The 16,487-nt window shown below is 40.0% G+C and carries 15 protein-coding genes; 5 read left to right on the forward strand and 10 right to left on the reverse strand.

Going from position 1 to position 16,487, the window contains the following annotated elements; all coding sequences use genetic code 11:
- The first annotated feature begins 65 nt into the window (after positions 1 to 65).
- On the forward strand, positions 66 to 2,189 hold the full coding sequence (gene nrdD, locus BKL49_RS02210) for an anaerobic ribonucleoside-triphosphate reductase (RefSeq protein WP_077423005.1): 2,124 nt from the start codon (positions 66 to 68) through the stop codon (positions 2,187 to 2,189).
- A 199-nt stretch (positions 2,190 to 2,388) separates the two neighbouring features.
- Here the strand turns inward: nrdD and fbpC are convergent, their stop codons facing one another.
- Genes fbpC through BKL49_RS02225 form a run of 3 tightly spaced genes read right to left on the reverse strand, consistent with a single transcriptional unit; the run spans position 2,389 to position 6,617 of the window.
- Positions 2,389 to 3,438 (reverse strand): ferric ABC transporter ATP-binding protein, encoded by a 1,050-nt coding sequence (gene fbpC / locus BKL49_RS02215; protein WP_077423006.1) that lies wholly within the window; start codon positions 3,436 to 3,438, stop codon positions 2,389 to 2,391.
- A 20-nt stretch (positions 3,439 to 3,458) separates the two neighbouring features.
- Positions 3,459 to 5,516 (reverse strand): ABC transporter permease, encoded by a 2,058-nt coding sequence (locus BKL49_RS02220; RefSeq protein ID WP_167367105.1) that lies wholly within the window; start codon positions 5,514 to 5,516, stop codon positions 3,459 to 3,461.
- Between the two features lie 60 nt (positions 5,517 to 5,576).
- Positions 5,577 to 6,617 carry an ABC transporter substrate-binding protein gene (locus BKL49_RS02225; protein WP_077423007.1) on the reverse strand — a complete coding sequence of 347 codons (1,041 nt, stop codon included), beginning with the start codon at positions 6,615 to 6,617 and terminating at the stop codon, positions 5,577 to 5,579.
- A 167-nt stretch (positions 6,618 to 6,784) separates the two neighbouring features.
- Here BKL49_RS02225 and udk point away from each other — a divergent pair, with 167 nt between their 5' ends.
- Genes udk through BKL49_RS02245 form a run of 4 tightly spaced genes read left to right on the forward strand, consistent with a single transcriptional unit; the run spans position 6,785 to position 10,387 of the window.
- Positions 6,785 to 7,426 carry a uridine kinase gene (udk, locus tag BKL49_RS02230; RefSeq protein ID WP_077423008.1) on the forward strand — a complete coding sequence of 214 codons (642 nt, stop codon included), beginning with the start codon at positions 6,785 to 6,787 and terminating at the stop codon, positions 7,424 to 7,426.
- A gap of 8 nt (positions 7,427 to 7,434) precedes the next feature.
- The gene (dcd, locus tag BKL49_RS02235; RefSeq protein ID WP_077423009.1) at positions 7,435 to 8,019 is read left to right on the forward strand and encodes a dCTP deaminase; all 585 of its coding nucleotides are present in this window, start codon (positions 7,435 to 7,437) and stop codon (positions 8,017 to 8,019) included.
- Entirely contained in the window at positions 8,019 to 9,209 is a 1,191-nt protein-coding gene (locus tag BKL49_RS02240; protein ID WP_077423010.1) for an AsmA-like C-terminal region-containing protein, read from the forward strand. Before dcd ends, BKL49_RS02240 begins: the two co-directional genes overlap by 1 nt.
- Positions 9,209 to 10,387, forward strand: coding sequence for a sugar transporter (locus BKL49_RS02245; RefSeq protein ID WP_077423011.1), 1,179 nt, complete (start codon positions 9,209 to 9,211; stop codon positions 10,385 to 10,387). Before BKL49_RS02240 ends, BKL49_RS02245 begins: the two co-directional genes overlap by 1 nt.
- A 273-nt stretch (positions 10,388 to 10,660) precedes the next feature.
- Here the strand turns inward: BKL49_RS02245 and BKL49_RS02250 are convergent, their stop codons facing one another.
- The 7 genes from BKL49_RS02250 to BKL49_RS02280 form a co-directional block, all read right to left on the reverse strand.
- Positions 10,661 to 12,184: a T6SS phospholipase effector Tle1-like catalytic domain-containing protein gene (locus tag BKL49_RS02250; protein WP_077423012.1), complete on the reverse strand. Its 1,524-nt coding sequence runs from the start codon at positions 12,182 to 12,184 to the stop codon at positions 10,661 to 10,663.
- Positions 12,184 to 12,882, reverse strand: a complete 699-nt coding sequence (locus tag BKL49_RS02255; RefSeq protein WP_167367106.1) for a hypothetical protein — start codon at positions 12,880 to 12,882, stop codon at positions 12,184 to 12,186. Before BKL49_RS02255 ends, BKL49_RS02250 begins: the two co-directional genes overlap by 1 nt.
- Before the next feature lie 105 nt (positions 12,883 to 12,987).
- Positions 12,988 to 13,698 carry a hypothetical protein gene (locus tag BKL49_RS02260; RefSeq protein ID WP_244151936.1) on the reverse strand — a complete coding sequence of 237 codons (711 nt, stop codon included), beginning with the start codon at positions 13,696 to 13,698 and terminating at the stop codon, positions 12,988 to 12,990.
- Between the two features lie 105 nt (positions 13,699 to 13,803).
- Positions 13,804 to 14,514: a hypothetical protein gene (locus BKL49_RS02265; protein ID WP_077423013.1), complete on the reverse strand. Its 711-nt coding sequence runs from the start codon at positions 14,512 to 14,514 to the stop codon at positions 13,804 to 13,806.
- Positions 14,515 to 14,832: 318 nt separating this feature from the next.
- Complete coding sequence (locus BKL49_RS12585) at positions 14,833 to 15,177, reverse strand: hypothetical protein (RefSeq protein ID WP_244151937.1); 345 nt, start codon at positions 15,175 to 15,177, stop codon at positions 14,833 to 14,835.
- Positions 15,174 to 15,686, reverse strand: a complete 513-nt coding sequence (locus BKL49_RS02275) for a DUF4123 domain-containing protein (RefSeq protein ID WP_077423014.1) — start codon at positions 15,684 to 15,686, stop codon at positions 15,174 to 15,176. Before BKL49_RS02275 ends, BKL49_RS12585 begins: the two co-directional genes overlap by 4 nt.
- A partial coding sequence (locus tag BKL49_RS02280) for a type VI secretion system Vgr family protein (protein WP_244151938.1) occupies positions 15,679 to 16,487 on the reverse strand: 809 nt, incomplete at its 5' end. The genes BKL49_RS02275 and BKL49_RS02280, both read right to left, overlap by 8 nt.

Raw genomic sequence — 16,487 nt, forward strand, 5'->3', positions numbered from 1 at the left:
TTATCTTTTTAGATCTATATATAGTGCAACTCAAATTTTAAAGACACAATATATCGGAGCATTCTATGAGCAATTTTCAGGTAATTAAACGTGACGGATCTCGGGCTGATTTTGAAATTCAGCGTATAATCAACGCCATCAAAAAAGCCGCAAGTGCGGTGAATATTCACGATGAATTTTACTGCAACCAACTCGGTGCGGAAGTAAGTAACGAAATTTTCACCCATCACCAACAAGAAATCGACATTAATCAAATTCAAAAAATCGTTGAAGATAAATTAATGGTGGGTCGTTATCCTCAAATCGCACGGGCTTACATTGAATATCGCCACGATCGTGATCTGGCACGGGAAAAACGTAGCCAACTCACCAAAGAAATTGAGGGATTGATTGAGCAAAGCAACGTAGAATTACTTAACGAAAACGCCAATAAAGATGCCAAAGTCATTCCCACCCAACGTGATTTACTTGCCGGCATTGTGGCAAAACATTATGCCAAACACCACATTCTGCCACGTGATGTGGTGGAAGCACACGAAAAAGGCGAAATCCATTATCACGATCTTGATTACGCCCCCTTCTTCCCAATGTTTAACTGTATGTTAGTGGATTTGAAGGGAATGCTCTCGCAAGGTTTCAAAATGGGTAACGCCGAAATTGAACCGCCAAAATCAATCGGCACGGCGACTGCTGTCACGGCGCAAATTATCGCCCAAGTCGCTAGCCATATCTACGGCGGTACAACGATCAACCGCATTGATGAAGTGCTTGCCCCTTATGTTCAGATCAGTTATGAAAAACATTTGAACAATGCACAAGAATGGAATGTAGCCAATGCGGAAGGCTACGCCAAAGCACTCATTGAAAAAGAATGTTTTGATGCCTTCCAATCCTTAGAATACGAAGTCAATACACTCCATACTTCTAACGGTCAAACACCTTTTGTCACCTTCGGTTTTGGTCTTGGTACAAGTTGGCAAGCACGCTTAATTCAACAAGCTATTTTGAAAAACCGCATTCGAGGGTTAGGCAAAAACCACAAAACACCGGTTTTCCCAAAACTGGTTTTCACCATTAAAAAAGGGCTTAATCAGGCAAAAGGCGATCCCAATTACGACATCAAACAACTTGCTTTAGAATGTGCTTCTAAGCGAATGTATCCGGATATTCTTAATTATGATCAAGTAGTGAAAGTCACCGGGTCTTTCAAAGCACCAATGGGTTGTCGTAGTTTCCTAGGGAAATATGAAGAACAAGGCGAAGAAATTCACGATGGTCGCAATAATTTAGGTGTCGTAAGTCTGAATTTGCCCCGCATCGCATTAGAATCCAAAAACGAAGCGGAATTTTACCGCACTTTGGACGAACGCCTTGCGATTGCCAAAAAAGCCTTAATGACACGCATTGCCCGCCTTGAAAATACCAAAGCCCGTGTTGCCCCAATTCTTTATATGGAGGGAGCGTGCGGTGTACGTCTGAAGGCGGACGATAATGTAGCGCAAATTTTCAAAAATAGGCGGGCTTCCATTTCCCTTGGCTATATCGGCATTCACGAAACCATCAATGCACTTTATCATCGAGGACATATTTTTGATGATGAAACATTACGCGAAAAAGGCATTGCGATTGTTCGCCATTTAAGCGATACCGTAAAACAATGGCAAAAAGAGACGGGTTATGCTTTTAGCCTGTATTCTACGCCAAGCGAAAACCTATGCGACCGTTTCTGCCGTTTGGATACCAAACAATTTGGCGTGATTGAGGGTGTCACCGACAAAGGTTACTACACCAATAGCTATCACTTGGATGTTGAAAAGAAAGTGAATCCCTACGATAAACTTGATTTTGAAATGGCTTATCCACCATTGGCGAGCGGTGGCTTTATTTGCTATGGCGAATACCCGAATATTCAACACAATTTGAAAGCCCTTGAAGATGTGTGGGATTACAGTTACGAGCGTGTGCCTTATTATGGCACAAACACCCCGATTGATGAGTGTTACGAGTGTGGTTTTACCGGTGAATTCGAATGTACCAGCAAAGGCTTTGTCTGCCCGAAATGTGGCAATCACGATAGCGCAAAAGTATCCGTTACCCGCCGGGTATGCGGCTACTTAGGCAGCCCTGATGCCCGCCCATTCAATGCAGGCAAACAGGAGGAAGTAAAACGCCGGGTGAAACATCTTTAACGAGAAAAAGTGCGGTCAAAATTTCGGAAGTTTTCAACGCAATACACCTATCACACAACTAACGTGATCAGTGGGGACGCGATCCCTCGCGTCCTATATCCAAAAACAAACAATTTCAATAAATTAACTAGGGACGCCAAGCGTAGCGTCCCTACTAATCAGATTATTTTCACTTTATACAATTACTATGCAATACGTACTATTCTTTCTTCAACAGAAAAACGCCGTATTCCGACAAATTCACATAGGCTTGTTTGAGATCTGCATTAAAATCTTCCGGTTTGCAATTCACTAATAAATCTTTACCGGCCCAGCTTGCGACTACTTCCCAATGGTTTCCCATATAAACCGCACTTTTTATGGTGCAGCGTTGGGATTCCGAACCACTCGCCGCTAAGAAAACCGCTTCAGGGCGGATACCGACTAAACACTCACCATTTGGTAAATTAAATTGTTCGGCATTGGAAAGAGAGACTTGGTAGCCGTTAATTTCCACAATGCTATTGTTTAATTTCCCCTCGAAAATACTGGATTCGCCCATAAAGTTCGCTAAAAACAGGGAATTGGGACGAAGATAAAGTTCTTTTGCCGGGGCTTTTTGCATAATTTTACCTTTGTGCATTACGATCACTTCATCAGAGACGGCAAAGGCTTCTGTTTGATCGTGGGTAACATACAAAGAAGTTATTCCCAAGCGTTGTTGCAATTCACGAATTTTTTCCCGCATTGAACGGCGAAGATTGGCATCTAAATTACTTAATGGCTCATCAAATAAAAGTACCTTTGGTTTTAGTACCAAGGCACGTGCCAATGCCACCCGCTGTTGCTGACCACCGGAGATTTGATCCACAAAGCGATCTTCAAAACCGGCTAAATCTACCAATTCCAATGCTTCTTTTACGCGTTGTTGTCGTTCTTCTTTGCCAATGCCTTGCATTTTTAAACCATAGCCAACATTGTCGCCAATGCTCATATGTGGGAACAGGGCGTAGGATTGGAACACAATACAAATATCCCGATTTTGAATGGAGGATTTTGTGACATCTTCGCCGTCAATAAAAATTTGACCGGAAGTTGGATTTTCCAACCCCGCCACTAACCGCAAAACCGTTGTTTTTCCACAACCGGAAGGGCCAAGCAGAGTGACCATTGTGCCGCGTTTAATGGTTAAGTCTAAATTATCAATCACAACGGCTTTGCCGAAGGCTTTGGTGATATTTTTTAATACTAAGAAATCATTATTGCTCATAATTTTTTACCTAAATTGCATTAATTCATTTTTTTCGCTTTGGAACGGGCAATACGGGTATCGCCTACAATCCAATCGAAAAATAAAATAATCGCCATCATCACTACAATCAGAATAGAACCGTATGCGATAGCGATACCATATTCGCCGTCTTCTACACGGTTTAAAATATAGGCGGTTGCAACACGGGTATCTGCCGTCACTAGGAAAATAATGGCGCTCACGGTTGTCATTGCCCGTACAAAACTGGTAACCAGTGCGGACAGTAATGCCGGTTTTAACAACGGTAACACGATATACCAAAGGGTTTTCCACGAACTGCCTTTTAAAGAAAGGGAGGCTTCATCCAAAGATTTGTCCAGTTGCCCCAAGCCTGCAATAGCCGCACGCATACCAATTGGCAAATCACGCATAACCATTGAAATAATCACAATAACGCCGGTGCCGGTAATATAAAGCGGTGCATTATTAAAGGCTAAAATGTAGGAAACACCGGCAACCGTTCCCGGCACGGCAAAACAAAGCATTGTTAAAAATTCAAGGGATTTTTTACCTTGGAAATCTTTCCGTACCACAATATAGGCAATTAATAACCCAAAGAATGCTGTCAACGGTGCGGCAATACCCGCATAGATTAGGGTATTAATCAGGGATGGCCACGCACCGTCACTGAAACCTTGACCAAACAACATAGCGTAGTTTTTCAAGGTGAGAGTGTAATCTACGCCCCAGTTTACGGTGAAGCTACCGTAGAAAATGCTGCCATAGAGTGCCATATTGAACAGAATCCAAAAACCGAGCATTGCGATAATCGTATATTTCAAACCACTAGGCAGATCTTGCACATCACCTCGATAAGACTTGCCGGAAACCGTTACATAAGAGCGGTTACCAATCCAAATATATTGAATAATAAAAATTGCCAGTGAGAAAATTAACAGCATAGATCCCAATGTACTTGCCGACGCGTAATCAAGCTGTGAACCGGCAATATAAAAATAAATTTGTGTGGCAATCACATCAAAGCTACCGCCTAATACCAATGGATTGCTGAAATCCGCAAGGGATTGGATAAACACAATTAAAAATGAGTTTGCCAATGCAGGGCGGAGCAATGGGAAAATAATATGATAGAAGGTTTGATAACGGTTTGCCCGCAAGGTGTAAGAGGCTTCTTCAATGGAGGGATGAACAGATTTTAATGCGCCGTCCAAAATCATAAAAGAAACCGGCGCAAAGGCGAGAATCTGTGCAATCGCAATGCCATTAAAGCCATAAAGCCAGTTGTAATTTGTGAACCCCAAATAAGTGCTTAAAAATTCGGTAACATAACCGGAACGCCCTAGCATTAAGGTCACGCCCAAGCCCACCACAAATGGTGGGGTAACAATGGGTAAAATAGAGAAGATTTTTCCAATAAAAGCGGTTTTGCGTGCGATACGGGTGGTATAGAGTGCAAACGCTAAACCAAACACGGTGGAAACAGTCCCCACAAAACCGGACAGCAAAAGCGAGTTGCTAATCACACGGACAATATAGTTCTGCGTCAAAATACGCATCACCTGTTGTGGCGCAAAGGTTTCACCGTCATAAAACATTGACACAAAAATCGCCAATGTTGGATACACGATAAAGAAGAAAATCAGCAAAATAATGCAAAGTAAGGAAGCGATAATAAATTTATCGCCCTGCATAACGTTTAGTTTTGCCAAAGAAAGGGTTGCCAATGCGGTATAACCGGCAAGCAATACAATCACGGCATAGCCCATACTGATTTTATATATGGAAGCACTGACAAACATAAAAAGGACGGAAAGTGCGGTCAAAAATAATGCTGTTTTTGCCTGTTGCACTTTGGGTTGATTGAAAAAGGGCAGTGTGCCGTAAATAATCATAGGCAAAAACCACAACCAAGTGAGATTCAAAGAAGCCCACCCCATCGCCTCCCAATACTCATCGGCAGTGCTTTCAAACAAGCCATAATCCAATGCGTGGGAAGGTAAAAAGGCAAATGCCAGTAAAGATAAAATGATCCAAAAATTAGCGGAATGCAAAATGGAAAGTTTTTTTGCGTTCATACAACCTCGCAGAAGGTAAAAAGATAAAACGGCAGAAGATCTACCGTTTCATCAACAACATTATTGTGCCAGTTTTACTTCTTGCACCCATTTTTCAATTAAGGCTTTGCGTTGTTCTGCTGCACCGTATTTTTCAAAGTCATAATTGATTAAATTAAGTTTAGTCGGGTCAAACGCCATTGGCGATTGTTCTGCCGTGGTATTGGTTAAGGTTTGTAGTGAATCGCCTTTCTTCCAAGCCAATTCTTGCCCCTCTTTGGATAACGCCCAATCCACGAATAATTTGGCATTATCAATATTGCGTGCGCCTTTTAAAATGCTCACACCGCCCAATTCATAGCCTGTTCCTTCGCAAGGCACGACTAATTCTAATGGCGCACCTTGACGTTTTTCAAGGGCATAATCGTGTAAGAACCCAACGCCCACTGCCGCTTCACCACGTGCGGCATTTCGGGAAGGGGTAATACCGGATTTGGTGTATTGAGAAATATTCGGATGCAAGGCTTTTAAGAAATCAAAGGCTTGATTTTCACCCCAAAGTTGAACAAAGGTTGCCAAAGCGGTGTAAGCCGTACCGGCACTTTGTGGATCGGCAATCTGTACTTCGCCTTTTAAACGTGGATCGGTTAAATCCTTCCAACATTTTGGCACCTCTTTAATGCCTAATTTTGCAAGGCGTTCCGTATTTACGCCAAAACCTAAAATGCCCATATAAATGGCGGAAACATAATGTCCTTTGGTTTTTGCCGGATCACGAAAACGCTCGGTAATTTCCGCAATATAGTTGGATTTATAAGGTTCAATTAAACCGAGTTCTGCCGCTTGTGCCTGCGGATCAAACGTACCGCCAAACCACACATCCGCTTGCGGATTATTTTTTTCCGCCTCAATTTTGGCAAAGGTACTGCCCGAACCGTTACGAATAAAAGAGGTTTTCACATCATATTTTTCGCCAAAGGCTTTTGTGGTGGTTTCACATAAAATATTGGTTGCACTGCAATAAACCACCAATCGACCTTTAGCATTCGCCGCACCGGATACGGCTAAACCTGCCGCCAAAAGTGCGGTTGAAATCGCAAAAGAAATTTTGTTGAATTTCATAATAAACACTCCTATTGGATAAAAATGGTAAGATCTTATGCGAAAATGCGAAAGAATACCGTGATAGCCCTCACAGTTTTTAAAATTTAACATAAAAAATAAAGGTGAAATCGACCGCACTTTTCTTTATAATTCGGGGAATTTTTCTAACCTTTCAGATTCTCTTTATGCCAGATTCATCTTGTATCATCATCGCCGTTACCGGCGCATCCGCTTCCGGAAAAAGCTCCATCGCCTCCACCGTTCACAAAGAACTTTGCAATGAATTAGGTTGTCAACAAATTGGGATTATTGCAGAAGATAGCTACTATAAAGATCAAAGCCATTTAGAAATGAGTGAACGGGTGAAAACCAATTATGATCACCCTAATTCAATGGATCGTGATTTATTGATTCAACATTTGAAAGATTTAAAAGCCGGTCGTGCCGTGGATATTCCAGTATATAGCTATGTCGAACACACCCGTACAGATGAAACCACCCGTTTTACGCCGAAGCGTATTGTGATTTTAGAAGGCATTTTATTACTCACTGATGAATGGGTTCGCCAACTCACCGATATTTCCGTCTTTGTGGATACGCCGCTGGATATTTGTTTTATCCGCCGTTTACAACGCGATATGGAAGAACGCGGGCGTTCCCTTCAATCGGTTATTGAGCAATATCGTGCCACCGTTCGCCCAATGTTCCTCCAATTTATTGAGCCTTCCAAACAATATGCCGACATTGTCATTCCACGCGGTGGCAAAAACCGTATTGCGATCAATATGTTAAAAGCTCAAATTCTTCATTTACTAAGTCAAAAATAGGAGAAGTTATGCGCCTTTGTGATACCGATATTGAACGCTATCTGGACGATGGCATTATTTCTTTAACGCCCCGTCCCGAAAATGACAAAATCAATGGTGCCACCATTGATGTGCGTTTAGGCAATTCTTTCCGTGTATTTCGTGAACATTCCGCCCCATATATTGATTTAAGCGGCCCAAAAGAGGAGGTGTCCGCTCAGTTAGAATCCGTGATGAGCGATGAAATCATCATTCCCGAGAGGGAAGCCTTTTTCCTACACCCCGGTGTACTGGCACTTGCCACAACCCTTGAATCGGTAAAATTACCGGCAAATATTATCGGTTGGTTGGACGGACGTTCTTCCCTTGCCCGTCTAGGATTAATGGTTCACGTAACCGCCCACCGTATCGATCCGGGTTGGGAAGGCAAAATCGTGTTGGAATTTTATAATTCCGGCAAATTGCCTTTAGCCCTTCGCCCGAATATGGTGATTGGTGCATTAAGTTTTGAAGTGTTAAGCGGCACGGCAGCACGCCCTTACAATAGCCGTAAAGATGCCAAATATAAAAATCAGCAAAATGCGGTGGCAAGCCGTATTGATGAGGATAAATAATGAAAAAGATCGCAATAAGCCTGCTGATCGTGCTTGTTGCGATCTTTGTCGGTCTTTATGTTCAATTACAGCAAATCAAATCACAGCTCACCGAGCAATTCGCACAACGGGGAATTGAGGTTAAATCGTTGGATTTAAACTTCATTCCTCAACCAACCGTTTCCATTGAACAACTGAATTATCGCACCGTTTCATTAAAAAAAATTAAGGGAAAATTCGCCTTTCTCCCACTCATTTTCGGTGAAATAAAATTACAACAGCTCACCATTGAGCAAGCCAAATTGAGTGAAAACGCATTGAATTCTGCCAACATCGAAATGTTGTTTTCCGATTTTTCACTCAAAAATTTATTCGCCAATAATGTGGTATTTAACGGCTCAAACTTTGTTTCCGTTGTACTTGAAAAGCCTATTTATGGTCAAACGCAAAAATTTGATCTCGCCTTTAATAAAGCCAATATTAGACTTCGCCAAAATTCGGCATCCCTCATTCAATTTGAGGGGGCGGTGGTAAATCATCAGCCTTTAGGCTACATTGAAATCCACGCCAATTTATCCAAACCACAAAAAAATGCTATCGCCTACATCAAACCCGTTTGCACAACAGATTGCCTTGCCATACTAAAATTTAATGCGTTGGCTGAAAAAAGTGCGGTCAATTTTTCCGGTAAAAATTTTCCTTTAACGCCTTTGCTCAACTTATTAAATTTCCCGAATACAATGACGGGAACGGCGGATTTTAATGTTCATCTTGGGTTTGAACACTTTGATTTAACGGAAAGTCAATTCGATTTTAATGCCCGTGACGGTGAGCTTTTGGGGCTAAATTTATTGGAACTTGTGGCACAATATTTACCCATTAATTACAACGATGATTTGTTGGAAGGAAAACGAATGAATACCGCCTATCAGCGTATTGAATCTTCATTTTCCTTAGAAAAAAGTTTATTAAATATTGATGAATTTCACTTAAAAACCACCGCACTTTCTGGCGAAGGCTATGGTGCGATTGATTTACATACAATGCAATGTGATGTCAATCTTTTGCTCTCGGCAACCGATCCAAAATATCGGGATCTCAAGCTCCCAATTCGTTTTTTTGACAGTTGCTATTCTCCCCAATACAAATTAGACATCACTAAAGATTTTCGCAAACAGTTAAAAAATCTTATTAAAGAGAAGTTGAAGTAATGTCGTTTTATCATCAAGTGGAAAAGCGTCAAATGTGGCGGGTTATTATCATTGCCTGTGCCGCTTTTATTTTTAATACCACAGAATTTGTCCCTGTTGCGCTGCTCAGTGATATTGCAGAAAGTTTTGCAATGCAACCTTCGGAAACCGGTTTAATGATGACGGTTTATGCTTGGACGGTGCTTGTTATGTCGCTGCCGGCAATGCTTGCCACGGGGAAAATGGAACGAAAAAATTTACTGATTAAACTTTTTGTGGTCTTTATTATCGGGCATATTCTTTCCGTTCTTGCACAAAATTTTTGGATGCTACTGATTGCCCGAATGTGCATTGCCTTGGCACATTCTATCTTTTGGTCAATTACCGCCTCGCTTGTTATGCGTATTGCACCTAAAAATAAGAAAACCCAAGCCCTCGGAATGCTTGCTATTGGCACATCATTGGCAACCATTTTAGGTTTACCACTTGGTCGTCTGGTAGGGCAGGTTGTCGGCTGGCGAATCACTTTTGCCATTATTGCCGTTCTTGCATTGGTAACAATGTTCCTCATTCTTCGCTTATTACCGAATCTTCCAAGTAAAAACGCAGGCTCTCTTGCCAGCCTTCCTTTGTTGGCAAAGCGTCCATTATTGATCGGACTTTATCTCACCACGGCGATTATTGTTGCAGCACACTTTACCGCTTACACCTATATTGAACCCTTTATGATTCAAATTGGGGAACTGAATCCGAATCTTGCGACTTTTATTCTGTTAATTTTTGGGTTGTCAGGTATCACGGCAAGCCTACTTTTTAACCGTTTATACCGTTTTAATCCGATAAAATTTATCGTCACTGCAATGGGATTATTGGTGATGGCGCTCGTTCTTTTACGCCTTTCATCTGATTTTACAATCACAATGTTTATGCTTGCCTTTATTTGGGGAATTGGCATTTCCTGTATTGCCCTTGCATTACAAATGCAGGTGCTACAACTCGCCCCCGATGCCACCGATGTCGCAACGGCCATTTTTTCCGGCATATTCAACGCCGGTATTGGCGCAGGAGCATTGTTCGGCAGTCAAATAATGCATTATGTGGGACTAGAATATATTGGATTTAGTGGGGCAGTTCTTGGGAGCATAGGTTTGCTGATTTTCAGTCTTTTTCAGCTCCATTATCATTCGCCAAAAAAATAACTGAAGCTTAATCTATTCCTTAAAACTTGAAATATTTTCAGTTCTCTAGGTTAATAAAAGGCATAGTTTATTTTTTGAACTATCCTCTAAAAGTTGGACGGCTAAATCAACTGACTAAGGCACTAATTTTTATAGTTTCATGTCCCATTCGTCACAAAACTGAAAGGATCCTCTTGTCAATCCTGTTTATATTTGTCAGGGTAATCACATTTTCATCGTTGCCTTACAAGGCTTCCTCAAAATTGACCGCACTTTTACAAATTTTCCGTAAGACTACTCGTCTAGTACAACCGCCTCATTGACGTTATTCTCAAAAACCATTCTAATCGGCAAAGCATCAATTGAACCAAATCCACCACTATAAAGCGGCGCATTCGCTATTGTTTCACCAATATATTCAGGACTTCTATGTTTAAACCCTATCGGCGGCAACTTTAAGCCATCCGCATCACCTGTACAAGATGAATTATGCACATATTTAGCCAAAATACATAAGTGCAACTTATCCCTAAAATGCTGTGCTCGCTTAGGTAAACGGTCGCTTTTTCTAAGTTCATCTGTTTGATGATTAATAAAACTTTCAACCGAAAATGGGTTTTCTAATACTTCTCTCAGATACGCTTTAAATTCTTGACTAAAATCCTCATTTAACAAAGACAAAGCACATTCTGATGAAGAAGAAATAACATTAAAAAATGGGGTATATTCTGTATAGGCAATGTCTTTTGTTAAATTGGCTAAATGAGATGGACTAAAATCCTCGGTAAAGGGGAGTAACGGCACGCCCGCTTTTACGGCACAATTATACATTGCCATCAGCGTAATGCGTTGCAAATCATTAGTGATAACCCGACGCCCGTAGGCATAAGCATAGCGTTGTCCTCGATTCTCTGACCATGAGTCATCTTGCCTCACCGAACGATATTGCGCATTCCATCCCTCTCCAAATGGAATACCGTTTTCAGGATTAGATAATGCCTGCTTGGCTTCGGCTAACGTTTTCTTATTGGTATATTCAAAAATAAGCTCTTTTGTTATTGGTGCATAGCCACCACCCACGTCAGAATGAGCGCCGATAAAATGATAAGTTTCGCCCGCACCTTCAATATCCGTTAAAGGAAAATTCTTCCGATATTCGTCTAATGCCACAAAATGGACAATTTTCTCCGCACTTTGACGGCTTAAATTAAAATTATAGGGTTCGTACTTTTCAGACGAAGGTGTGCTGAAAATTTCACTCCAAAAAGCTCCGCCTTCCGAGTCGTCACTTGCATCAATGGGTTTATAATTTTTATCATCGCCCGCTTTGCCGAAAGAACCGACTGTGTCGAATAATCCAACGAATTTAAAAATACAATTTAATTTCCGTTGCTTCTTTTCAGATTTATTCATTATATTAATAAAATCACGTGCTAAAGCGGCTCCTCGACTAAAACCAAAAACATCGATGTAACACTTATATCTATCTTGAGGAAATTTTTTACGAAGAGCTTTTATTTGTTCAATAACTAGATTAATTCGTTTAGCTCCACCAGAACCAGTTCCCTTATCAAGGGTAGAATCTGATCTATTATTTTCTGTTCCAACACCTTCAATATAAATTGAGTCTAAATAAATGCGACATTCCGTGACTTTATTTCCGATGATATAAGCATTTTTTTCAGCGAGTTTAGGATAAAGATGGTATAACCGTGCAATATTACTGGTTTGATTTAATTTTTCATCATTAACAAGGTTGTTTCCAGTGCCATCAAAAAACACTCCAATACGAATTACTTTACAAGTTAAAGATGCCATTATTTACCTCTTACTAATATAGTATTTTCATAGATTTTACGAACATTTTCTTTAGGGTTTGCAGGTTTATTTTCGGTATAAAAATCGGGAATATGACGGGTAATTGGCGGCATGTTTTCTTGCACACCACGTAAACTCCAAGTATTGTAATGCGTTCCTCCCGTATCAAAATCCTTTTTTAACACTTCAAATCGTAAATAATCTAGAATATTACTTAATGCAAATACGTCATTCTTTTGAAATCTGTTCACTATAAATTTAAATTTAGGATCCATTTCAAAACCAAGTCCTATAATGGCACAAATTTGTGTCATTTCTTCTAAGTCTCCCCTAAATCGGTCATTCCCAACATATTTCTTAGTCAATTTATCAGCTTTTTCTACCCAATTTATTTTCACTTGCTCATCAGTTACATCTTTCCAAAAGCCCGGATAGTAAATCTCTAGCATTTGGCTGATTTCTTTATACATTCTTAGGGTTTTATCCTGTTCGATTCGTGTCCATTCTTCGGCACTAAGTACATAAGGTTTTGAGGTGTCTATCATGGTTTTCTCCTGATTTTCCGGTAGGCAGCGGTATTTCACTTCTGCACAAGGACGTTGTTTAAAAAATTCTTCTCGAAAACTGGCTTTTGAGCATGAAGAATTCGTCAAGATAACGGTTACAATAAATAAAAGTGCGGTGAGTTTTTTCATCATTTCTTGAGTTCAGTTAAGATATTGAGGAGTATAACGATAATTTATTGATAGTGCTTGTATGATTTTAGATTTATCATTGGGTATAGCCCTTCAATACTAAATACTTTACAGGTCATGTACACCTCCCGCTTGGAGCCATTTTTTATACGCTTTATAAAGATTTTCTTTCTGGTTTTGAGGCTTGCTCTCAGTATAAAAATCAGGAATATGACGGGTTATTTTAGGCATACCTTCTTGAACCCCCCGCAAACTCCATGTGTTATAATGAACGCCCCCATCATCAAAATCTTTTTCAAGAACCTCAAAACGTAAATAATCAAGCACATCACCAAACACTGAAGGTGAATCACTATTCTTAAACTTATCAATAATAAATTTATACTTAGGGTCTTGATCAAAATTAATACCTAAAATGGAACAAATCATTGCCATATTTTCCAATTCTCCTCTTAATTTAGGATATCTACTATATTTTTTCGTTAATTCATGCGCCTGTTTCACCCAATCAATTTTTACCTGTAAATCGGTTACGCCTTCCCAAAATCCCGGATAGTAAATTTCCAGCATTTGGCTGATTTCTTTATACATTCTTAGGGTTTTATCCTGTTCGATTCGTGTCCATTCTTCGGCACTAAGTACATAAGGTTTTGAGGGGTCTATCATGGTTTTCTCCTGATTTTCCGGTAGGCAGCGGTATTTCACTTCTGCACAAGGGCGGTGTTTAAAAAATTCTTCTCGAAAACTGGCTTTTGAGCATGCGGAATTCGTCAAAATAACGGTTACAATAAATAAAAGTGCGGTGAGTTTTTTCATCATTTCTTGAGTTCAGTTAAGATATTGAGGAGTATAACGATAATTTATTGATATTGCTTGTATGATTTTAGATTTATCATTGGGTATAGCCCTTCAATACTAAATACTTTACAGGTCATATACACCTCCCATTTGACGCCATCTTTCATAGATTTTATAAACATTTTTTTTACCGTCTCGAGGTTTATTTTCTGTATAAAAATCAGGAATGTGGCGAGTTATTTTAGGCATACCCTCTTGAACACCTCGTAAGTTCCAAGTGTTATAATAGTAACCACCAACATCATAATCTTTTCTTAATATCTCAAAACGCAAATACCTAATTATATTACTGACAGCTAAAGGGTCTTCTTTATCTTGCTTTAACTTTCTCACTACAAATTGAAAATTTGGTTTATTTTCAAAATCAGTTCCGATAATCGAACAAATATGAGCCATCGCCATAAATTCCCTTTCCATACGATTGTTACCAAAGTATCTCTTTGATATTTCATCAACTTTTATCATCCAATCAATTTTTACTTGTAAATCGGTTACGCCTTCCCAAAAACCCGGATAGTAAATTTCCAGCATTTGGCTGATTTCTTTATACATTCTTAGGGTTTTATCCTGTTCGATTTGTGCCAACTCTTCGGCATTAAGTACATAAGGTTTTGAGGGGTCTATCATGGTTTTCTCCTGATTTTCCGGTAGGCAGCGGTATTTCACTTTTGCACAAGGGCGGTGTTTAAAAAACTCTTCTCGAAAACTGGCTTTTGAGCATGAAGAATTCATCAAAATAACGGTTACAATAAATAAAAGTGCGGTGAGTTTTTTCATTATTTTCAGATTTAGTTAAGATATTGGGGAGTACAACAATAATTTAGTGATATTGGTTGTATGATTTTAGATTTCATCATTGATAAGATTATTACCTGTCCCATCAAAAAACACTCCAACGCGAAGCACTTTACAAGTCATATACACCTCCCGATTGACACCATTTTTCATAGACTCCACTAACATTTTCGTTAGGGTTATCTGGCTTATTTTCTGTATAAAAGTCAGGGATTTTTCTGGAAAGTTTTGGCATACCTTATTGCATTCCCCTAAGATTCCAAGAATTATAATATTGTCCACCTATGCCATAATCTTTCCCTAATTTTTCGTCAATTCATGTACTTGTTTCACCCAATCAATTTTTACTTGTAAATCGGTTACTCCTTCCCAGAAGCCCGGATAGTAAATTTCCAGCATTTGGCTGATTTCTTTATACATTCTTAGGGTTTTATCCTGTTCGATTCGTGTCCATTCTTCGGCACTAAGTACATAAGGTTTTGAGGTGTCTATCATGGTTTTATCCTGATTTTCCGGTAGGCAGCGGTATTTCACTTCTGCACAAGGGCGGTGTTTAAAAAATTCTTCTCGAAAAGAAGCTTTGGAACAAGCACTATTCAAGAACATAAAAGTAAGGATGAATAAAAGTGCGGTTGATTTTTTCATTGTTTTTTCTCTTTTCTAAAATAATTTAACTCAACTTGCTCAAATTTCAATTTGTTATCTAATAAGCTAATTTTATGATAGAACGATAGTGTTTCATCTAAATAATAAAAACAGGTATCTACCCCAACTAAGAACTGCAGCATTTGCTCAGATAATGACTGTACAAAACGCTTAAAAAATCTTAGGTCAAAAAAACGTCTGAGATAAGGTTCGTTTTGTTCATTTCTTACGTGATAAAAATAAGCTAAACGTGGAATTAAGGCGGAAAGTGAATCGGATGATTCAAGTAATAATCCGAATTTATAATCTTCTTGGGTTAATAAAGATAAAGTCGCCTGTCTATCTTGTTCCTCATTTAATTCAATCAGATAAGGAATTGCCTCCGCTATTTGTTGATAATCTCCTTGATATAAAGATGTATATTTTAATTTCCAGCTATCTAAATTAAACCATACTTGAGGCATAAGCGCAGCATCAAACAAGCCGTATATTATCTTTAGATTATCCATTTTTTTCTTCCCTTAACTCTAAGCAATCAGGACAAAATTCTTCATTTACAGACAGTTTTAATGCACTAACCATATCCGCACTACCACTCTCTATCGCCAACTCTCCCTCAACATACACATCCCCCACCAAGGTGATGCCTTCCCGGTCGATGATTATCGAGCCACCAGGGCCACTGATTTCTACCGTTTCGTAACCCTCTAAGTCAAACTCTTCGCAGATTTGCTCAAGCAGTTCCCCCGCCCGCCAGCTGCCGTTTTGCGCAACTTCAATGTTTAATTCGTTACCGACGTGGATAATGGTGTCGCCATGTACATTCACATAGCGGCTGTTGTTGACGTTGAGTATGTCATCTTTTTCAATTTTGGTGATACGGTTGCGTCCGATGTTTCGGGTTTGGTCTCGGTTGATGGTGAGGGCTTCGTCCTGTGCCACCGTTTCCGTGCGGTTGTTGCCGATGTTGAGGGTTTCATTCCGGTTAACTTGTTCGGTACGGTCATTACCTATTTGAGTTGTTTCATCTTGTTTGACGATATGGTTGAGGTCTTTTTCGGCGTGGATAAAAATCTCTTCTTGGCCTTTTTCGTCTTCAAAACGCAATTCATTAAACCCGTTACCCTTGTGGCTTTTGGATTTTATTGTGGTGCGGGTTTTGTGTTCGGGCAATGTGTAAGGCGGTTCGGTGGTGCTGTGGTAGGTGCGCCCGATAACGATGGGGTGCTCCGGGTCGCCGTGTAGATATTTCACCAGCACTTCATCTCCAATTCGCGGTATCATCATATTGCCGTATTGCGCCCCCGCCC

Origin of the sequence: Rodentibacter myodis, from assembly GCF_001999305.1 — a bacterium.
Classification (GTDB): domain Bacteria; phylum Pseudomonadota; class Gammaproteobacteria; order Enterobacterales; family Pasteurellaceae; genus Rodentibacter; species Rodentibacter myodis.